The organism is Psychroflexus sp. MBR-150, assembly GCF_053628795.1.
The window spans coordinates 180584-200613 of record NZ_JBRJHB010000003.1 but is presented as its reverse complement, the minus strand read 5'-3'; the positions used below and the strand labels follow the sequence as shown (position 1 = coordinate 200613).

Annotated in this window: 19 protein-coding genes and 1 tRNA gene; 12 read left to right on the top strand and 8 right to left on the bottom strand. The window is 33.2% G+C overall.

Going from position 1 to position 20030, the window contains the following annotated elements:
- Positions 1 to 93: 93 nt before the first annotated feature.
- The 6 genes from ACSSV5_RS03140 to ACSSV5_RS03115 form a co-directional block, all read right to left on the bottom strand.
- Positions 94 to 167 (bottom strand) — tRNA-His (locus tag ACSSV5_RS03140).
- 104 nt (positions 168 to 271) lie between these two features.
- On the bottom strand, positions 272 to 988 hold the full coding sequence (gene bshB1 / locus ACSSV5_RS03135) for a bacillithiol biosynthesis deacetylase BshB1 (RefSeq protein WP_454244735.1): 717 nt from the start codon (positions 986 to 988) through the stop codon (positions 272 to 274).
- Entirely contained in the window at positions 988 to 2457 is a 1470-nt protein-coding gene (gene nhaC, locus ACSSV5_RS03130) for a Na+/H+ antiporter NhaC (protein WP_454244734.1), read from the bottom strand. The genes bshB1 and nhaC overlap by 1 nt, the downstream gene beginning before the upstream one ends.
- Before the next feature lie 187 nt (positions 2458 to 2644).
- Positions 2645 to 4834, bottom strand: coding sequence for a glutamine synthetase III family protein (locus ACSSV5_RS03125; protein ID WP_454244733.1), 2190 nt, complete (start codon positions 4832 to 4834; stop codon positions 2645 to 2647).
- 153 nt (positions 4835 to 4987) lie between these two features.
- Positions 4988 to 6226, bottom strand: a complete 1239-nt coding sequence (locus ACSSV5_RS03120) for an ammonium transporter (RefSeq protein WP_454244732.1) — start codon at positions 6224 to 6226, stop codon at positions 4988 to 4990.
- A 26-nt stretch (positions 6227 to 6252) separates the two neighbouring features.
- Positions 6253 to 6591 carry a P-II family nitrogen regulator gene (locus ACSSV5_RS03115; protein ID WP_211064610.1) on the bottom strand — a complete coding sequence of 113 codons (339 nt, stop codon included), beginning with the start codon at positions 6589 to 6591 and terminating at the stop codon, positions 6253 to 6255.
- 204 nt (positions 6592 to 6795) lie between these two features.
- Between ACSSV5_RS03115 and rsmG the strand changes: the two genes are divergently transcribed.
- The 11 genes from rsmG (at position 6796) to ACSSV5_RS03060 (ending at position 17657) form a co-directional block, all read left to right on the top strand.
- Entirely contained in the window at positions 6796 to 7425 is a 630-nt protein-coding gene (gene rsmG / locus ACSSV5_RS03110) for a 16S rRNA (guanine(527)-N(7))-methyltransferase RsmG (protein WP_454244731.1), read from the top strand.
- A 97-nt stretch (positions 7426 to 7522) separates the two neighbouring features.
- The gene (locus tag ACSSV5_RS03105) at positions 7523 to 8296 is read left to right on the top strand and encodes an exonuclease domain-containing protein (protein ID WP_454244730.1); all 774 of its coding nucleotides are present in this window, start codon (positions 7523 to 7525) and stop codon (positions 8294 to 8296) included.
- Positions 8297 to 8300: 4 nt separating this feature from the next.
- A complete protein-coding gene (locus ACSSV5_RS03100; protein WP_454244729.1) occupies positions 8301 to 8918 on the top strand; it encodes a hypothetical protein in 618 nt (205 codons plus the stop codon).
- A 435-nt stretch (positions 8919 to 9353) separates the two neighbouring features.
- Complete coding sequence (locus tag ACSSV5_RS03095; protein ID WP_454244728.1) at positions 9354 to 9584, top strand: DUF3820 family protein; 231 nt, start codon at positions 9354 to 9356, stop codon at positions 9582 to 9584.
- An 80-nt stretch (positions 9585 to 9664) separates the two neighbouring features.
- On the top strand, positions 9665 to 11275 hold the full coding sequence (locus ACSSV5_RS03090) for a CTP synthase (RefSeq protein WP_454244727.1): 1611 nt from the start codon (positions 9665 to 9667) through the stop codon (positions 11273 to 11275).
- A 323-nt stretch (positions 11276 to 11598) separates the two neighbouring features.
- Complete coding sequence (locus ACSSV5_RS03085; RefSeq protein WP_454244726.1) at positions 11599 to 11817, top strand: UPF0175 family protein; 219 nt, start codon at positions 11599 to 11601, stop codon at positions 11815 to 11817.
- Positions 11810 to 11989, top strand: a complete 180-nt coding sequence (locus ACSSV5_RS03080; RefSeq protein WP_211064616.1) for a hypothetical protein — start codon at positions 11810 to 11812, stop codon at positions 11987 to 11989. Before ACSSV5_RS03085 ends, ACSSV5_RS03080 begins: the two co-directional genes overlap by 8 nt.
- Positions 11990 to 12466: 477 nt before the next feature.
- Positions 12467 to 14425, top strand: a complete 1959-nt coding sequence (locus ACSSV5_RS03075; protein WP_454244725.1) for a peptidylprolyl isomerase — start codon at positions 12467 to 12469, stop codon at positions 14423 to 14425.
- A gap of 4 nt (positions 14426 to 14429) precedes the next feature.
- Complete coding sequence (locus ACSSV5_RS03070; protein WP_454244724.1) at positions 14430 to 15284, top strand: peptidyl-prolyl cis-trans isomerase; 855 nt, start codon at positions 14430 to 14432, stop codon at positions 15282 to 15284.
- Positions 15268 to 16698 (top strand): peptidylprolyl isomerase, encoded by a 1431-nt coding sequence (locus ACSSV5_RS03065; RefSeq protein ID WP_454244723.1) that lies wholly within the window; start codon positions 15268 to 15270, stop codon positions 16696 to 16698. The genes ACSSV5_RS03070 and ACSSV5_RS03065 overlap by 17 nt, the downstream gene beginning before the upstream one ends.
- Before the next feature lie 5 nt (positions 16699 to 16703).
- On the top strand, positions 16704 to 17657 hold the full coding sequence (locus ACSSV5_RS03060; RefSeq protein WP_454244722.1) for an AAA family ATPase: 954 nt from the start codon (positions 16704 to 16706) through the stop codon (positions 17655 to 17657).
- A gap of 374 nt (positions 17658 to 18031) precedes the next feature.
- Here ACSSV5_RS03060 and rimM read toward each other — a convergent pair whose 3' ends face one another.
- Positions 18032 to 18550 (bottom strand): ribosome maturation factor RimM, encoded by a 519-nt coding sequence (gene rimM / locus ACSSV5_RS03055; protein WP_211064621.1) that lies wholly within the window; start codon positions 18548 to 18550, stop codon positions 18032 to 18034.
- A gap of 11 nt (positions 18551 to 18561) precedes the next feature.
- Positions 18562 to 19155, bottom strand: a complete 594-nt coding sequence (locus tag ACSSV5_RS03050) for a 30S ribosomal protein S16 (protein ID WP_454244721.1) — start codon at positions 19153 to 19155, stop codon at positions 18562 to 18564.
- A 136-nt stretch (positions 19156 to 19291) separates the two neighbouring features.
- Here ACSSV5_RS03050 and ACSSV5_RS03045 point away from each other — a divergent pair, with 136 nt between their 5' ends.
- Positions 19292 to 20026 carry a 3'-5' exonuclease gene (locus tag ACSSV5_RS03045; RefSeq protein ID WP_454244720.1) on the top strand — a complete coding sequence of 245 codons (735 nt, stop codon included), beginning with the start codon at positions 19292 to 19294 and terminating at the stop codon, positions 20024 to 20026.
- The last annotated feature ends 4 nt before the right edge of the window (positions 20027 to 20030 follow it).

The following is a 20030-nucleotide window of genomic DNA, read 5'->3' as shown; positions in this document are numbered from 1 at the left end:
AAATTAAAAAGACCTCACAGGTTTTAAAAACCTGTGAGGTCTATATTATTAGATTCATCAAAAAAGCTTCCAAGTCAAACTTGAAAGCTTTTGGGTGGCTGGTGGGGTTCGAACCCACGACCCTCGGATCCACAAACCGATACTCTAACCAACTGAGCTACAGCCACCGTAAATGTTGTTTGTATTCATCAAAATGAGAGTGCAAATTTACGCAATTTTAGCATTCAACAAAACTTTTTAGAATAAATATCAAGTAGAAATAAGCGTGATTTTATATCAAATCAAAAACAGATTTTACACCAATATAGCGTTCAACGGTAAAACCTTCTGCATAATCAACACCAATAATTCGACCAAAGTTTCTCGCTCTATAACTGATACTTTCCATAAAATTAGAACTTGAAATTGGCGTTTCAGGTTCTTTGCTATCTGGATTATAAAATTGAGATTGATAAGCCTTTACGACCTCAATTTTGTCATTTATAGTTTCTGAAATATCAACGACAAAGTCAGGCTCAATATCAAACCATTGAATATAATGATAAACTTTTTTAGGTCGCCAAGGGTCTTGAACTTTATCATTCAGCGTCGTTTTATATTTCTTAAGTCCACTCAAAAAACAAGCTTCACTTACCAATTGGCTTGCACGTCCGTGATCAATATGTCGGTCTCTTATGGCATTGCAAAATATCACTTCTGGCTGATATTCTCTTAAAACCTTAACCACTTCGCGTTTATGTGCTTCATCATTTATAAAAAGAGCATCTTTAAATTTTAAGTTTTTTCTGATTTCAACCCCTAAAACCTTAGCCGCATTTTGAGCCTCTTCAGCTCTGATTTCTTTGCTGCCTCGCGTACCCATTTCGCCTTGAGTCAAATCTATAATACCAACACGTTTGCCATTTTTGATTTCAACAGACAAAGTTCCCGAACAACTGAGTTCTACGTCATCGGGATGAGCTCCAAAAGCTAAAATATCAAGTTTCATTATAAGTTGTTTTTTAGTTGTCTGATTTTAATGTTAAAAGCTGCAAAGATAAGCGTCATAAATGGACTGAGATAGTTAAAAATAGCATAAACAAAATAATCGGCTACAGAAACACCAAGCACATTACTGTGATAAGCACCACAAGTGTTGTATGGGATTAAAACCGAAGTCACTGTGCCAGAGTCTTCTAACGTACGACTTAAGTTTTCTGGTGCGAGTCCTTTGTCTTTATAGGCCTTTGCAAACATTTTACCAGGTATAACAATAGCCAAATATTGATCTGAAGCTGTTGCATTTAAGGCTAAACAACTTGCTACTGTTGAAGCAAACAACCCAAAGGTAGTGTGAAATAAATTTAGTAGAGCTTTACTTAAAGTTTGCAAAGCACCAATAGCTTCCATTACTCCTCCAAAAACCATAGCACAGATAATGAGCCAAATGGTATTAAGCATTCCTTTCATTCCAGAACTTTGAAACAAATCTTTAAGTAATGCATTATCTGTAGGTATTGCAATATCGGTAGTAATTGTGTCAATCAAGCCTTTATAAAAAGCCTTGAACCCGCTTTGAGTTGAATCAGCCACCAAAAGCACCAAATCAGGTTGAAAAATCAATGCAGCCACAGCACCAAGCAAAGTCCCAACAAATAAAGCGACTAAAGGTGGCGTTTTTTTTACAATCATTACTATGACCAAAATTGGGACAATAAACAACCATGGCGTGATATAAAATGAAGTTTTAAGGTCTTTTAAAATACCAGGATTTTCTGTTAGTGATGGCGTATCTAAATTAAATCCAATAATTAAAAACACCAAAATAGTAATAGCAATTGTCGGAATAGTGGTGAGTGTCATGTATCTAATATGGGTAAATAAATCTGTTCCTGCCATAGCTGGAGCCAAATTAGTAGTATCACTCATCGGTGAGAGTTTGTCGCCAAAATAAGCCCCAGATAGTATAGCTCCAGCAGTCATTCCTAAAGGGATATTTAAAACTTGTGCTATACCAATTAAGGCAATACCCACTGTGGCAGAAGTAGTCCAGCTACTCCCTGTAGAAATTGAAATTAAAGAGCAAATAATCACACAAGCAGCCAAAAAAATAGATGGATGTAAAATTTGCAAGCCATAATATACCATAACAGGAATGACCCCACTGAGTAACCAAGTTCCCGCTAAAGCACCAACCATTAAAAGAATAAGAATAGCACCAGCCGTAGATTTGATGTTTTTAGCCACCTCTTCCATCATTGATGTATAGGAAACACCTTTAAAAACACCTAAAATGACTGCAATGGCCGCTGACATTAAAAGTATAAATTGGTTTGAACCACCTAGAGCATCGTCCTTATAAACCCCTAAAACATTAAATGCTAACATTATAACCAAAGCAATAATAGGGATAAGTGCTTGCCAAATATTTAAATTTATAAATGAATCTGGAGTGTCTTCTTGATGTGGTTTTGACATATAAAAATTTTATCCCGTAATTTTACAACTTTATGCTGAATATCACAAGAAATAAGCTTTAATGATGAAGTATTCACTAAAAAAGCTGCCTCAAAACACCTAGTGAAGAATCTGATTCCGATGCTTTGGAACAGATTGATATGGTGTTTTGAAACAGCTTCTGTTTTAAAACTATTTCTTAATAAAATTACTTGGTAAACAACAACTCCCTATACTTGGTTAAGGTCCACATTTCATCATCTATTAATAGTTCCAGCTTGTCGCAATGATATCTTATTTCATCAAAAAAAGGTTTCACTTGATCGCAATAGGCGTGAGCTTTTTGGGTTTGATCTTCTATGGAATTTGCTTTTTTACGAGCATCGATCATTTCATCTATACCTCTATTGATGTGTTCAATATGATTAGAAATAATCTCAATGATTTTTAATTGTTCTTTTGCTTTATCTTCAAAATCGTTTCCGTAAATTTCTTTAAGACCTTTTACATTTTCAATGAGAACGTTTTGATATCTAATCGCCGTTGGAATAACGTGATTACGTGCAATGTCGCCTAAAACACGACCTTCTATTTGAATGTGTTTTGAATAATCTTCAATTTCAATTTCGTATCGTGCTTTAATTTCAATTTCATTCATCACGCCAAGTTCTTTGAATAAATCAATGGCTTTTTTAGAAATTTTAGCTTTTAGGGCTACGGGTGTAGTTTTGTTATTACTTAAGCCACGTTTTTCAGCTTCTTTTTCCCAAGCTTGGCCGTAACCATCACCTTCAAAACGTATTTTTTTAGACTGCTTGATGTATTCTCTTAAGACGTTAAAGATGGCATCATCTTTTTTCATCTTTTTATCTTTAATTAAGACGTCAACTTCTTTTTTAAATTCTTTTAACTGTTTAGCGACAATGGCATTTAAAGTTGTCATTGGGTCAGCACAATTGGCTAATGAACCAACTGCTCTCAACTCAAACTTATTACCAGTAAAGGCAAAAGGAGACGTCCTATTACGATCTGTATTATCAAGAAGTATTTCAGGGATTTTTCCGACAACATTCAGTTTGAGGTCGGTTTTTTCTTCAGGTGAAAGTTTTCCATTGGTTACTTTTTCAAGTTCGTCTAAAACTTTTGTCAATTGAGAACCAATAAACACAGAGATAATTGCTGGCGGTGCTTCATTTGCCCCAAGTCTGTGGTCATTTGAAGCCGAAGCAACTGTGGCTCTGATCAACTCTTCATATTCATAAACCGCTTTAATGGTATTGATAAAAAAGGTTAAGAATTGAAGATTTTTCATCGGTTTTTTAGTAGGGCTCAATAAGTTTACACCAGTATCTGTAATCATTGACCAATTGTTGTGTTTACCACTACCATTGACATCTTTAAAAGGTTTTTCGTGGAAAAGCACTTTAAAATTATGTCTATTAGCTACTTTATCCATCACATCCATAAGCAATGAATTATGGTCAACGGCAAGATTAGCTTCTTCAAAAATAGGTGCTAATTCAAATTGGTTTGGAGCAACTTCATTATGACGTGTTTTTACAGGAATTCCAAGAAGCATACATTCCTTTTCAAGGTCTTTCATATAGTTTAAAACACGATCAGGAATAGATCCGAAATAGTGATCGTCCATTTGTTGACCTTTTGCAGGTGCGTGACCTAAAAGTGTTCTTCCAGAAAGTATAATGTCTGGTCTTGAAGTAGCTAAGGCTTTGTCAACCAAAAAATATTCCTGTTCCCAACCCAAAGTGGCATTGACTTTTGATACTTTTTTATCAAAATATTGAGCAACGCTAGTTGCAGCTTTATCTAAAACTTGTAACGATCTCAATAAAGGTGTTTTATAATCTAAAGCTTCACCTGTGTAGGCTACAAAGATAGTCGGAATACAAAGCGTAGTCCCTAAAACAAAAGCTGGTGAAGTGGGATCCCAAGCGGTATAACCCCTGGCTTCAAACGTATTTCTTATTCCACCGTTGGGTAAACTTGACGCATCGGGTTCTTGCTGTACTAATTGGCTACCATTAAATTTTTCAATAGCATAACCTTCATCGCCTAAGGTTTCAAAAAAAGCATCGTGTTTTTCAGCAGTTGAACCAGTTAAAGGTTGAAACCAATGTGTATAATGTGTTGCCCCTTTAGAAATAGCCCATTCTTTCAAAGCGGTAGAAATATTGTCAGCTAAATCTCTATTGATTTTTGTGCCTTTTTTTATTGCACTTTGAACTTGCTCAAACGCTTTTTTGGTTAAGTGTTGACGCATCGCATTGTGGTTAAACACATTTTTAGCAAAATACTCAGAACGGCGTTGTGTTTCCTCAACGCAAATTGGTGTTCTGTTGAATGTTTCTTTTAAAGCATTAAATCTTAAAGTAGCCATAGGTTTATTAAATTTATATTTATTTTGAAGTGGTAAAAATACAAAAATATTACGATTACCCTTTATTGTTTAGTAGATGTGATTAACAAAAAATAGGTTTACCAAATTACATCCCCAAAAATAAAGGGTCTCAATATTTATAAAACCTAAAGCCTAATGTTCATTAGTTCTAAAATCCGCATAAGCATCCATGCCATGTTCATAAATGTCTAATCCTTCAAGTTCTTCATCTCTACTTACACGAACACCAATAATTTTTTTAAGAATAGCTAAAACGATTGTTGCAGAGATTACACAGAAACCCCCAATAATTAAAACCCCAAAGAGTTGTGTTAAAAATTGTTCAGTTCCTGCTTTAGCTCCAAATATACCTACAGCCAAAGTTCCCCAAATTCCACAAATCAGGTGCACAGAAACAGCACCAACTGGATCATCTAATTTTAATTTATCAATCAAAGAAACCCCTAATACTATGATAAGACCAGCTATAAAACCAATAAGGACAGCTTCATTGGGCGACATTAAATCAGCACCAGCGGTTATTCCTACTAAACCACCTAATATACCATTAAGAAACATAGTTAAGTCAAGATTTTTATAGAATATACCTGACAGAACAATTGCTCCAAAGCCACCAGAGGCAGCGGCCAAACATGTTGTTGTTAATACTAGAGAGGTTAATTCAGGATCCGCAGACAATACTGAACCTCCATTAAAACCAAACCATCCTAACCAAAGAATAAGCACACCAGCTGTTGCAATAGGAATATTATGCCCTGGAATTGCTTTAGATTTTCCATTTTTATCAAACTTTCCAATTCTGCTTCCCAATATAGTTATAGCAACAAGTGCTGCCCAACCTCCTACAGAATGGACTAAAGTAGAACCTGCAAAGTCATAAAACCCCCAAGAATCTAAGAAACCGCCACCCCACTTCCAAGAGCCAACTATTGGATACACTAATCCTACATATATGACAGTAAAAATCATAAAAGAACTGATTTTAATTCGTTCTGCTACTGCTCCTGATACTATGGTAGCTGAAGTCGCTGCAAACATGCCTTGAAATAAAAAATCTGTCCACCAAGTATAACCCCCATTTGCATAACTTACACTCATCCCATTTTCTGGAGGATCGATACCAAAACCACCAAATTTGAATATCCCTAAATCTCCATCTAAAAAATTGGGATACATCAAATTAAATCCAAATGCATAATACAGCAGTAAACCACCTGTAATGATAAATATATTTTTAAATAAAATATTAATGGTGTTTTTTTGTCTTGTTAAACCTATTTCTAAAAGTGCAAAGCCAGTATGCATAAAAAACACTAATACTGTTGCAACCATCATCCATACATTGTTTGCCGTAAATAAACCTGAATCCATTTTAAAAGTTTTAGAAATTAATTTTTTTAGCTAATGCCTGATTTACCGTTTTCTTTTGTCCTGATTCTGTAGGCATCTATTACTTCAGAAACAAATACTTTTCCATCACCAACCTTACCTGTGTATGCTGTTTCTAAAATCGCATTGATTGTTCGTTCAGCAAAATCATCTGAAACAACTATTGATAAATACCGCCTTTGGATATCTGCGGTACTATAAGAAATGCCACGATATACATGACCTTGTTTTTCATTGCCAAGACCCGTTACATCCCAGTAACTAAAAAAGTTAACCTCAACTTGATGTAATGCTTCTTTCACTTCGTCAAATTTTGATTTTCTAATAATAGCTTCAATTTTTTTCATACCATGTGTTTATTATAGGTTACAAACATAAAAAATATTTTTTTATATTATAACCTTATTTTTATATGGGGTGTTTTTTTAATTTTAATCAAATATAAAACATGACCCCTATTTTAATAAATATAATATCGATTGTAATAATAGCTGAACATTAACCAGTATGCACTATATGTTTTAACTTTGCAGTTGAAAAAATTGTAGGAATTGAAATTACTCACAAAATACTTTAAAGATCTTGAAGACAATCAAATCATAAAGTTTAAGGCTTTATCTGATTTATACAAAGACTGGAACCAAAAAATCAATGTCGTTTCAAGAAAAGATATTGACGAAATCTATTTGAGACATGTTTTACACAGTCTTTCTATAGCTAAATTTATTGAGTTTAAACCCAATTCAAAAATTATTGATGTTGGCACTGGTGGTGGTTTTCCAGGCATTCCGCTAGCTATTTTATTTCCTGAAACGCAATTTACCTTAGTCGATAGTATTGGCAAAAAAATAAAAGTTGTCAATGAAGTTGTTGAAGGTTTAGAACTTCAAAATGTCAAAACCATCAATGACCGTGTAGAAAATACCACAGGTCAATATGACTTTATCATCAGCCGTGCTGTGGCCGCTATGCCAACTTTTGTGAATTGGACTAAAGGAAAAATTGCAAAACATTCTCAACACAAGATCAAAAACGGTATCATATATTTAAAAGGTGGTGATTTGTCTGAAGAATTAAAGCCTTATAAAAATGCACAGGTCATTCCGATTTCAAACTATTTTGAAGAAGACTTTTTTGAGACTAAAAAAATTGTGTATCTACCGCAGAAGTATAAAGGTTAGTCTTATGTCGCTTAAAATCTCACGCAAAGACACCAAAGAAATTCTATATAACATCTTAAAATCTCACTAAAAGTTTAACTTTGCTTAAAAATTTAGTATGGATTTAAATTTATCAAAACCATTATGCTTTTTTGATTTAGAAACCACTGGCACCAATATTGCCAAAGATCGTATTGTTGAAATTTCAATATTAAAGGTTTTTCCTAATCAAAACAAAGAAAGTATTACCCTGAGAGTAAATCCAGAACGACCTATTCCAAAGGAAGTTAGTGAAATACACGGCATCTATGATAAAGATGTTGAAAACGAACCTACCTTTAAAGAATTAGCACCAAAAGTCTATAATTTTATCAAAGATTCTGATTTGGCTGGATATAACTCTAATCGTTTTGATATTCCACTACTTGCTGAAGAAATGCTACGGGCTGAAGTTGATTTTGATATGAAAAATGCGGTTAAAATTGATGTGCAAACCATTTTTCATAAAAAAGAAAAACGCACCTTAGAGGCGGCATATAAATTTTATTGTGATAAAGATTTAGCCGATGCTCACAGTGCAGAAGCTGACACCAATGCCACTTATGAAGTCTTAAAATCTCAGCTTGACCACTACGAAGATTTAGAAAACAACACCAAATGGCTTTCCGAATTTAGTGCACACAAAAGGTTTGCAGACTTTGCTGGAATGGTGCATTACGACAAAAATGGTCAAGAAATCTTTGGCTTTGGAAAACACAAAGGCAAAAAAGTAGAAGATGTATTAGACCAAGAGCCAGGCTATTACAACTGGATACAAAATGCTGATTTTCCACTATATACCAAAAAAGTTTTGACGGCTATCAAACTGCGTAAACTCGCCACTAAATCTTAAAGCGATGAACGTATTTGTGTTGTGCACAGGTCGGAGTGGCTCTAAAGGTTTTATAAAAGCTTGCCAACATATTTCAAATTATACCGTTGCACACGAGTCTTTGAGTGATAAATGTGGTAAAGCACGTTTTGAATTTCCGAAAAACCATATTGAAGCAGACAATAGGATGAGTTGGCAGTTGGGGCAATTGGACAAATTTTATGGTAAAAAAGCGTTTTACGTTCATCTAAAAAGAGAAAAAAAAGCTACAGCACAAAGTTTTATGCGTCGATTTTTGTTGCCTAAAAGTATGATTTATGCCTATGCTAATGGCATAAAACGGTTGCCACCAGAGCAATTAAATTCTAAAGAACGCTTTGATGTTTGTTTAGATTATGTTGAAACGGTCAACTCTAATATTGAGCATTTCCTAAAAGACAAGCCACATCAAATGGAAATTGAGTTAAGCGATATTAAAACTGATTTTGAAAGCTTTTGGAAAGCTGTTGATGCTGAAGGTGATTTGGATTTAGCTTTGGCTGAATTTGACATCAAATATAACAAGAGTTCATCAAAAGTAATTTACTGGCGGTATAGTTTTAAGCAATTGTGGTTGAAGTTTTTGATGATTTTTAAGTCTTAAATGTTCTTAACCGCAAGGGACGCTAAGCTATTAATTCTTTAAAAAACCCCACAGGTCTTCGAAACCTGTGGGGTTTAGGAAACTTTTGAGAATTTAGAATTATAAAGAAACCCAACTCCCAGCCTATTCCGTTACTTCGTCTTCGCTCAATATAAGCTTTTGAAGAAGAACACTTTAAATTTTATAAATCAAAAATAGTTAGATTTAGATTGATTTTAGCAAAGACCTTTCGATTAAGCCCGCGTTAGGGATTGCAGTGGAAAGCCCGCATACTGACCGACAGCGTCAGTAGAGGACTTGAAACGGAAAGCCCGACCCCTGACGAAAGCTAGCTTTGTCAGGGTAACGCCCAAATTATATTTTTACTGATGTCTTGTTTGGTTTATCTTTGAAATGAATTTTTAAACTGGTTATTTTTTAGCCTGATAATTAATCTTGAATTATAAAAAATTGAATTCTAAAGCTTATTTAAAAACGCTCGCTAACACCAAAATGCCTTTTGGAAAATACAAAGGCTATTTTTTGATTGATATTCCTGAATATTATTTGGTGTGGTATAAAAACAAGGGATTTCCTAAAAATAAATTGGGCTTGCAAATGCAAGAAATTTTAGAACTGAAAGCCAATGGTTTAGAGGATTTGATAAGACCCTTAAAAAAATCTTAAAATATATAGACGTGTAGGCGAGTTATATTGGGATTAATCTCTATTTTTGCATTCCATAAAGACATCAATAAGATATCATTATGGACAACACAAAATATATTTTTGTTACTGGCGGTGTTTCATCTTCTCTCGGAAAAGGCATTATCGCTGCATCGCTTGCTAAACTTCTGCAATCAAGAGGTTTTAGAACCACCATTCAAAAACTTGATCCTTACATCAACGTTGACCCTGGAACGCTGAATCCCTATGAACACGGCGAATGTTATGTAACGGAAGACGGTGCGGAAACGGATTTGGATTTGGGCCATTATGAACGCTTTTTGAATGTCAACACTTCTCAGGCCAATAATGTGACTACAGGTAGAATTTACCAAAGCGTTATTAACAAAGAAAGACGTGGAGAGTTTTTGGGCAAAACGGTTCAAGTGGTACCACATATTACCAATGAAATTAAAGAACGCATCCAAATTTTGGGTAACACGGGCGATTATGATATTGTGATTACAGAAATTGGCGGAACGGTTGGCGATATTGAATCTTTGCCTTACATAGAAGCCGTTAGACAGTTGAAATGGGAATTGGGCGATTACAATTCGCTCGTGATTCACTTAACGCTTATCCCCTATTTGTCTGCTGCTGGCGAGCTTAAAACCAAACCAACGCAACACTCGGTAAAAACCTTGATGGAAAGCGGCGTTTCTGCTGATATTTTGGTGTGTAGAACGGAGCACGAAATTTCGCAAGACATCAAAAAGAAATTAGCCTTGTTTTGTAATGTTAAAGAAAATGCCGTCATACAATCTATCGATGCCGAAACAATTTACGATGTTCCGCTATTAATGCAGGAACAAGGTTTAGATACTATTGCTTTAGAAAAACTCAAATTACCTAATGATACCAAACCCGATCTCAGTCAATGGAAAGCTTTTTTAAGAAAATACAAAAATGCTGAACAGGTTGTCAATATTGGATTGGTTGGCAAATACATAGAATTACAAGATTCTTATAAATCTATATTAGAAGCTTTTATTCACGCTGGTGCGATGAATGATGTGGTGGTTAATGTCGTCAATATTCATTCAGAGTTTATTGAAGAAGATTCAAAAGGTATTTCGCTTGATGGTATTTTGGTGGCGCCTGGTTTTGGCGAACGCGGAATTGAAGGTAAAATTGCTTCAGTGAAACACGCCCGTGAAAACAACATTCCGTTTTTTGGAATTTGCCTTGGTTTGCAAATGGCGGTAATTGAATACGCTAGAAATATTCTAAAACTCGACAATGCCAATTCAACAGAAATGGATGAAAATACGCCATATCCTGTGATTGATTTGATGCAAGACCAAATTGATGTTGTCAACAAAGGTGGTACAATGCGTCTTGGTGCTTGGGATTGTGAATTAAAGCCAGATAGTTTAAGCTATAAAATCTACAACAAAACACTTATTTCGGAACGTCACAGACATCGCTATGAGCTGAACAACAAATATTTAGAACAACTTGAGCAAAAAGGACTTGTGGCTACGGGCAAAAACCCAAAGACCAATCTGGTTGAAATTATGGAATTGCCTGAGCATCCTTGGTTTATAGGTGTGCAGTTTCACCCTGAATACAAAAGCACAGTGGCTAATCCGCATCCGCTGTTTGTGTCGTTTATTGAAGCAGCAAAGAAGCACGCTTTAACTTCAAAGTAGTTTTAAAACTTTGAAATCCTTTTAGAATTAGAAATCTTAACTTAATACATTTTTGTTTAAATTATTTCTCTTCATAAAAGAATTTATACACGTCATTATGATTGCTGCAAAATTTTCAGAATTAAGAGCAAAATTAAAGTCTTATTTAGACAGTGTTGAGATGATAACGAAACGCTCATTATAAAAAGAGCCACAGAAAAAGGTGCGGTTATGATTTCATTACGATTAATCAAACTGATTTACATTTTTTCTATTCTATGCATTTTTTTATATACTGATATGATGTTTTTAAGTATATTTGTTATGAAACAAAATGTTGAAAGATGAAGAGTTTAACAATAGAGTTACCAGATAATGTTGATGAAAAAGCCATAAAAATGCAACTTGTAGCACAACTTTATGATAAAGGTATAATTATATCTGGACAAGCTGCAAATTTAGTTGGCATATCAAAAAAAGAGATTATTGAAACTGTAGGTCACTATGGTGTCTCCATATTTGGCGAGAGTGTTGATGATTTAGAAAAAATAATTAATGCATAATATTATTATTTCTGACACCAGTTGCCTAATTGCCTTATCAAAAATTAATAAGCTTGATTTATTAAATAATTTATATGATGATGTTCTTGTGACTATTGATGTTTACCAAGAATTTGGTGCTCCATTACCTAAATGGATAGTGATTACTGAGGTTAAAAATAAACAAAAGTAATTACAAATTGAGAATCAGCTTGATAAGGGTGAAGCCAGTTCAATTGCTTTAGCTCTTGAATATAAAAGGGCGACCTTAATAATTGACGAGAAAAAAGGTAGAAAAATAGCTCAATCTTTAAATATCAATATTATAGGCACAATTGGTCTTATTTTATTAGGCTTTACCAAGCTTTGAGATGGTCTGGATTTTTAAAGAGCTCCATCACTTCATCTATAGGTTAATTTATAATGATTTCAGTGGTATATTTCACAATCAGAGTTTATGAATTTAAAGGCTTTTGTGGCTATGAAATATGAAGCACCAAATATCTAATTATTATTCATAACTCTTAAATAGACTTTAAATTATGTAATCAAAAATTAGCAAAATTTAAAGCTTAAAAATGCAGAAGCTTTTTAGACTTCAACAGTTTTGAAAAATTTAAGTATTTAGAAATCTGAATTTACTAAATTTGTCGGTTGAAAATTTCAAACTATGAAACTTAAAATGGCTTTCAGTTTAAAATCGATGTTTCTAATCACAATATTGATTTGGGGAAGTTTTACAGGATCTAATGCTCAAAACAATCTAAGCGATAGTCTTGTATTTAGCATCAATGGCACCAAGGTTTATAAAACTGAATTTTTAAATCAATATCAAAAAAATTCACAGAACAATTTTGAAAATGACAGATTGAGTCTTGAAGAATATGCAGAAATGTATTTGCGTTTCAAATTAAAAGTTGTTGCTGCCAAAGAAAAAGGTTTAGACACTTTGCCTAAATTTTTGAACGAGTTTGAACGTTATCGCAAACAACTTGCTGATAAATATATTTCTAATGGTAAAGTGACAGAGCAATTAGTTCAAGAAACCTATCATAGGATGACAAATGAAGTTAATGCCAGCCATATTCTAATTGCTATAAAACCAAATGCAACTCCCGAAGACACGCTAAAGGCTTACAACACTGCCATCGATATACTGAAAAAAATAGAAAATGGTCAATCTTTTGAAGACTTAGCTCTCAAATATTCTAACGACCCATCAGCGAGAGTCAATAAGGGCAACTTAGGTTGGTTCAAAGCTTTCAAAATGGTATATCCGTTTGAAAATGCAGTTTACAATTTAAAAATAAATGAAGTTTCATATCCCGTAAGAACACAGTTTGGATATCATCTTATCAAGAAAAATGACGAACGCCCATCAAGAGGAAAACTTGAAGTGGCACATATAATGAAGAATTTGCAATCACAAGATAGTTCTTACAATGCCAAAGCAGAAATTCAAAAACTCTATCAAAAACTTCAAAATGGAGAAAAGTTTGAAGATTTAGCCAAACAATTTTCAGATCATAAACCCACCGCTTCTAATGGCGGAAAACTATTGCCATTTAGCGTTGGTCAACTCAATTCGGCTAAATTTGAAGACGTAGCATTTTCTTTGAATCAAAACAATCCTATGTCTAAACCTTTTAAAACTCAGTTTGGCTGGCATATAGTTAAGTATATCGACGAAATTCCTGTTAAACCATTAGAAGAAATAAAAACAGATATTGTCAAAAAAATTAAAACTTCAGATCGTTCTAAAAAATTGATTGAAAACATCAAAAAAGACTTGATGAATCAATATGAGGTTAGCATTAATTATGAATTACTTTCAACCATAGAAGACAGAATAGATGAGAGCATTTTAAAATTCAAGTGGAAATATAAGGAAAAAGAAACCGACAAAAATGAATGGATTTTAAAAATTGATACTACGGAATATCGTTTAAATAAATTTTTAGAATATATTGAAAAACATCAACGAAGCTTAACTGAAAACACTATTAATCAGAAAATTAATACGGCAATAGATAAATTTTCATACGCTAAGTTAATCGAGTTTCACAATCAAAATTTAGAGGAAGTTTCTCCAGAGTTTGCTGCAGAAATTAAAACTTATTACGAAGGACTTTTGTTGTTTGAAGTTATGGAGCAAAACATTTGGAATCCTACAAAAGAAGACACTTTAGCCCAGAAAGAATATTTCAAAAAACATAGAAGTAATTTTGTAAGTCCCATAAAAATTAATGCCGTATTAGCTTCAAGTTCAAGTAAAAAAGAAGCCAAACAGATAAAACGTAATATGAACAATGATCCTATAAATGTTTTAAGACAGCAATTTCCCAATGCTATTTTCAAAACCTTGAATGAAACTGAAATTAATGACTCAAGTTTGCCTAAAAGTATTGATTTAAAAGTTAACAAACCAAAACTATATCAACACAACAATCAATATGTGGTGTTGTATATTTCAAAAATTCACTCCTCAAAACCTCTAAAATTTAAAGAAGTAAGAGGTCTAATTATCAGTGATCTTCAAAAAGAAAGAGAAGATGAATGGATTGCTGAATTAAGAGAAAAACACGATATTAAAATTAACCAGAAGTTAATTAAATCTATACAACTCTAAACCTTTGAAAATTAAAATTCTATTTATATCATTTGGTTTCATTCTACTAAGTAGTTGCGAACTGTTTAAAAAACAACAGCAAGAAGATGTCATTGCTCAAGTCAATTCTCATATTTTATATCAATCAGATCTTAAAAAAGTATTACCAAAAAATATTTCAACCGAAGATAGTATAGCATTTGTAAAAAATTATATCGACCAATGGGCTATGGATAAAATTCTATTAGACAAAGCCAAATTCAACTTGCCAGTCAAAGAACAAGAACGCTTTCAAGCAATGGTTGAGCAATACAAATCTGAACTTTACAAGAAAGCCTATATGGATGCATTGATACAAAAGCAAACAGATAGCGTTATAGACAGTGTTGCAATTCAAAAGTATTATGAATCCAACAAAGACGTCTTTAGAATCAATGAACATTTATTAAAATTGAGATATATTTTTATCAAAAACAATTTAAAAAACTACTCTAAAATAAAGGAAAGCTTTAAGCGTTTCAATCAAGATGATAAAAATTATCTCAACCAAGAGCAACTCAAATTTGATAAAGTCAAGTTAAATGACTCTGTTTGGATAAAATCAATTGATATTTTCAGAAACTTAGATGATTTAAGCACTCAACAACATCAAAATCTTTTGCACAAAAACAGATATATAGAAATTGTAGATAGCGAAAATACTTATTTTATCTATGTTAAAGATGTATTAAAACCCAATTCTATAGCACCAAAAAGCTATATAAAACCTACTATTGAACAAATTTTAAAGAACAAACAAAAGTTGGAATTGAAAAAAAATCTAAAACAACAGATTTTAAATGATGCTATTAAAAATAATGACTATGAAATATTTAAATAATTTAACCTTACTATTTGCACTTATTGTCTTTAATTGGTCTTGGTCTCAAATTACTGTTGATGAGAAAGACAATCTCATCAAAGACGACCAAAAAGAAGCAAAATTAACCTTGGATAATCTTGATGATAATCAGCGTGTAAAAGTAGATGGCATAGCAGCTGTTGTAGGTGATTATTTAATCTTAGAAAGTGATATAATCAAAGCTCAAGAAGACCAAAAAGCACAAGGTTTCTCAGGCAAAGAAACCAGCAAGTGTTTTATTTTAAAGCAAATTATGGAAAACAAACTCTTTGCACATCACGCCATTCAAGACAGTATTGAAATTCAAGAAGAAATGGTCAATAGCCGTACTGAGCAGCAACTCAAATATATGATCAATCAGGCAGGAAATCTTCAAAAAATATTAGACTTCTATGGAAAAGACACCGAAGAAGAGTTAAGAAAAGAATTATTTGACATCAATTTTGAAAACGTATTAGCCCAAGAAATGCAAGGGACTGTTGTAGAAAATGTTGAAGTTACACCAGCCGAAGTCAGAAAGTTTTTTGATGATATTCCTGAAGATGAAAAACCCTTTTTTGGCACTCAAGTTGAAGTATCGCAAATTGTTACTAAACCTGAAGTTACAGAAAAGCAAACCCAAAAAACTATAGATTTTTTAAATAAAATAAGACAAGAAGTGTTAGATGGTGCAAGATTTTCGTCTCGTGCCGTTTTATATTCAGATGACCGTGGCTCTAGAAGTAAAGGTGGAAAAATACCAAGCGTGAGTAGAGATTCTCCTTTGGTTAAAGAATTTAAAGACAAAGCCTTCAGCCTTGAAGAAGGCGAAATCAGTAAACCATTTAAAACAGATTTTGGTTGGCATATACTTATGGTAGAAAAAATTCGTGGCCAATTCATTGATGTCAGACACATACTTAAATTTCCAGAAATCACTGATGAAGATATTGAAAAAGCACGAAAAGAAATTGAAACTATTCGCAAAAGAATAGTTGATGGTGAAATCAGTTTTGAAGAAGCTGCCAAAGAATTTTCTGACGAAGAAGAAACCAAAGAAAGCGGTGGTAAGCTTATCAATGACTTAACCCTCAACACACGTTTTGAGCTCAGTAAAATGGATCCAGACTTATACAACAAAATTATAAACTTAGATGAAGGTGAGGTCTCGCCTATTTATACCGAAACCAACCAACAACAACAACCATTCTTTAAAATTCTTACAATCACAAAACGCATAGAAGAACACGAAGCAGATTTTAATAAAGATTATGCTCGCATTAGCGATTTAGCACTCAAACAAAAAAAGATTAAAGAAATTCAAAAATGGCAAAAAAGTAAAATGAAAGACACTTATATCAAAATAAGTGATGACTATAAAACTTGCGATTTTGCAAAAGATTGGTTAAAATAAAATATATGTCAGACGTTAAAGGAATTGAGCGATTTGTTGAAAAACACACGCAATTAAAAAAAGAAATATCTAAGGTAATTGTAGGTCAAGAAAACGTTGTCAATCAAATACTGATAGCTATTTTTTCAGGTGGTCATGCCTTGCTAATTGGCGTTCCTGGTCTTGCCAAAACCTTAATGATAAACACCATATCACAAGCCTTGGGTTTAAGTTTTAAACGCGTTCAATTTACTCCAGATTTAATGCCAAGTGATATTTTAGGCTCCGAAATTTTAGATGCTCAAAAGAATTTCAAATTTATAAAAGGACCTGTTTTTACCAATATTTTGTTGGCAGACGAAATCAATCGTACCCCACCAAAAACCCAATCTGCATTACTCGAAGCTATGCAAGAAAAGGCAGTTACCATTTCGGGACATCATTATAAACTCAGCGAGCCTTATTTTGTGTTAGCTACCCAAAACCCTATTGAGCAAGAAGGCACTTATCCTTTGCCTGAAGCACAATTAGACCGATTTATGTTTGCTATTAATTTAGAATACCCTAGTTTTGAAGAAGAAGTTGAAGTTGTTAAAAGCACAACACAAACTATTTCACATGATATTCAAGCTTTGTTTGAAGCCCAAGAAATTTTAGATATTCAACAGTTAATAAGGCGAATACCTGTAGCAGACAACGTTATAGAGTACGCTGTAGATTTAGTATCTAAAACTCGTCCCGACAACAGTAGGACAAATGATTTTGTAAAAGAATTTGTAGATTGGGGTGCTGGACCAAGAGCTTCACAAAATTTAATACTCGCCGCCAAAACACACGCGGCCACTCAAGGAAAATTTTCTCCTGATATTGAAAATGTAAAAGCCGTAGCTTACAGCGTCCTAAAACATAGGGTAATTAAAAACTATAAAGCAGAAGCTGAAGGTTATTCTATTGAATATATAATTAAGCAACTTTTATAAGATTTGGATTAATAATGTCGTCGTTAATAAAAAGATAAAGGTAAAAATACCGACGCACCAGCCTATGGCAGACAAGTATTTTAAGGAGTATTTATGCAAGATTTAAAATAACGTGAGTTCGATATAAATTCCAATAAAATATATTCATATAAAATACAGATATTTAATCATTTGTCATGTCAACAGAGCGAAGCATGAGCGACGAGACATCTCAATAGGATGAGATTTCTCCTCATTCTTCGTTCGAAATGACAAAATTTGCTAACAAAAAGATGTAATCATCTGATTTACAGATTTCAATAAATAGAACTCATGTTAAAATAACTTTCGGTATGAATGAATATATCAAAAAAATAAATTCAACTCAGCCGTTTTTAAGCATTCAAATCCAAAAGCCCATCAGGCAGTTCAAAAAAGATCTCCTTTTGACCTTCGTCAATTTCTACGATCCAATCTTCATTAACAGGAATAAGAATTTGTCTTTGATTAGATTCTATTTCAAAAAAAGCTTGAGGTGTTGACGTGTTCAGGTTTATGATTTTACCAATGCGTTCATCATTCTCATCATAAACAGTAAAACCAATTAAATGTTTTAATGAAAATTCATCATCAAGTTCAATTTCAGATTTTAAGATATAAACATCGTGTTTAACCAATTGGTCAGCGTCTTGTTCTGTTGAAATATCTTCAAACTTGAGTCGAATGCTGTTTTTTTTATGGGGTTTGGTAAACTCTATAAAATAAGGAATCCGTTTCTGCTGAAATTCAACAAAAACGGATTTGATATGTTCAGGAAAATTGTCTAATTCAGGATTAATCTGTAAAACAACTTCACCTTTAAAGCTAAATTTTCGAGAAATTGTCCCCAGATAAAAATGTTCATTTTTATCCATCAGACTTTAGCTTAAGCTTCTTTTTTTTCGTCTTCTTTATCAGACGACTTTGGATCTTCTTTAGTTTCCTCCTTAGCTTCTTCTGTTTTAGCTTCTTCTTTAGTTTCAGTTTCTGCTACTGCTTCATCAGCTTTTGGTTCTTCAGCAACTTCTTCTTCAGGTGCAACTTCAGCAACCCTTTTGTCGCTAACTTCTTTTTCTTTAGCTAAGGCTTCTGCTCTGGCATCTGCTTTAGCTTTTTCAATTTTAGAAGTTTTGTCCATGATTTTACCTTCTTTGTCTTTCATCCAAGCTTCAAATTTCTTTTCAGCTTCTTCTTCAGTTAAGGCACCTTTAGCAACTCCGCCTAATAAATGCTTTTTGTACAAAACGCCTTTATAAGAAAGGATACGCCTTGCCGTGTCAGTTGGCTGAGCACCGTTAAGCAAATGCTTCAATGAATTATCAAAATCCAATTCAATGGTTGCTGGATTGGTTGTTGGATTGTAAATTCCGAGTTTTTCAATAAATTTACCATCTCTTTTTGCACGAGAATCTGCAGCTACTATCCAAAAATATGGTTTTGCTTTTCTACCGTGTCTTTGTAATCTGATTTTTAAAGGCATAATGTTTAAATTTTGGGTTCTCGACCCGATTATTAAATTTAGTTTGCAAAAATAATTTATTTTTTGATTAAAAAAAATCTTTCATAGCTTATTATTCAATAATTTATCTCTACTTTTATTATCTAAATTCTATGCTATGCTTGATAATCTCAAACTTAATCAAGTTTTATTTCTTGACATTGAGACCGTACCCGAATTTGAAAGTTTTAAAAGTTTAAGTGCTGTAAAGCAAAAACTTTGGGACGAAAAGTCAGCCTACAAAAGACGATATGATGCTAAAGAAAATGAAGAAATTTCCGCTGCTGAATACTATGAAAAGGCTGGAATTTGGGCAGAATTTGGGAAAATTATTTGCATTTCTGTTGGCATCTTCAATACGGAAAAAAAGGAACCTGAATTTAGGATTAAAAGTTACTATGGCGATGATGAAAAAGAAATTTTAAAAGACTTTTCAAAATTGCTTCACACCCATTACAATACTTCAAATCGTTTACTTAGCGGTCATAACATCAAAGAGTTTGATATTCCTTACATCGCGAGACGCATATTAATTCAGGATTTAGATCTGCCTAAAATATTAAATCTTATGGGTAAAAAACCTTGGGAAGTTCCACATTTAGATACCTTAGAATTGTGGAAATTTGGCGATTACAAACACTTTACTTCATTAAAGTTACTCACCGAAATCTTAGGAGTAGATTCTCCAAAAGATGACATTGATGGCAGTCAAGTTAGAAATGTTTATTACAAAGAAAAGAATTTAAAACGCATTGTAAAATACTGTGAAAAAGACGTAATTGCAGTTGCTCAAGTGGTGTTGAAATTAGCTAGAAAACCGCTTTTAAAACCCAAACAAATTATTCATATTTAAAAGT

What these genes read in the sequence shown, in the direction of transcription:
- bshB1 (WP_454244735.1), bottom strand. Translation starts at nt 988, where the DNA reads ATGAAACTTGATATTTTAGCTTTTGGAGCTCATCCCGATGACGTAGAA.
- nhaC (WP_454244734.1), bottom strand. Translation starts at nt 2,457, where the DNA reads ATGTCAAAACCACATCAAGAAGACACTCCAGATTCATTTATAAATTTA.
- ACSSV5_RS03125 (WP_454244733.1), bottom strand. Translation starts at nt 4,834, where the DNA reads ATGGCTACTTTAAGATTTAATGCTTTAAAAGAAACATTCAACAGAACA.
- ACSSV5_RS03120 (WP_454244732.1), bottom strand. Translation starts at nt 6,226, where the DNA reads ATGGATTCAGGTTTATTTACGGCAAACAATGTATGGATGATGGTTGCA.
- ACSSV5_RS03115 (WP_211064610.1), bottom strand. Translation starts at nt 6,591, where the DNA reads ATGAAAAAAATTGAAGCTATTATTAGAAAATCAAAATTTGACGAAGTG.
- ACSSV5_RS03105 (WP_454244730.1), top strand. Translation starts at nt 7,523, where the DNA reads ATGGATTTAAATTTATCAAAACCATTATGCTTTTTTGATTTAGAAACC.
- ACSSV5_RS03100 (WP_454244729.1), top strand. Translation starts at nt 8,301, where the DNA reads ATGAACGTATTTGTGTTGTGCACAGGTCGGAGTGGCTCTAAAGGTTTT.
- ACSSV5_RS03090 (WP_454244727.1), top strand. Translation starts at nt 9,665, where the DNA reads ATGGACAACACAAAATATATTTTTGTTACTGGCGGTGTTTCATCTTCT.
- ACSSV5_RS03085 (WP_454244726.1), top strand. Translation starts at nt 11,599, where the DNA reads ATGAAGAGTTTAACAATAGAGTTACCAGATAATGTTGATGAAAAAGCC.
- ACSSV5_RS03080 (WP_211064616.1), top strand. Translation starts at nt 11,810, where the DNA reads ATGCATAATATTATTATTTCTGACACCAGTTGCCTAATTGCCTTATCA.
- ACSSV5_RS03075 (WP_454244725.1), top strand. Translation starts at nt 12,467, where the DNA reads ATGAAACTTAAAATGGCTTTCAGTTTAAAATCGATGTTTCTAATCACA.
- ACSSV5_RS03065 (WP_454244723.1), top strand. Translation starts at nt 15,268, where the DNA reads ATGAAATATTTAAATAATTTAACCTTACTATTTGCACTTATTGTCTTT.
- ACSSV5_RS03060 (WP_454244722.1), top strand. Translation starts at nt 16,704, where the DNA reads ATGTCAGACGTTAAAGGAATTGAGCGATTTGTTGAAAAACACACGCAA.
- rimM (WP_211064621.1), bottom strand. Translation starts at nt 18,550, where the DNA reads ATGGATAAAAATGAACATTTTTATCTGGGGACAATTTCTCGAAAATTT.
- ACSSV5_RS03050 (WP_454244721.1), bottom strand. Translation starts at nt 19,155, where the DNA reads ATGCCTTTAAAAATCAGATTACAAAGACACGGTAGAAAAGCAAAACCA.
- ACSSV5_RS03045 (WP_454244720.1), top strand. Translation starts at nt 19,292, where the DNA reads ATGCTTGATAATCTCAAACTTAATCAAGTTTTATTTCTTGACATTGAG.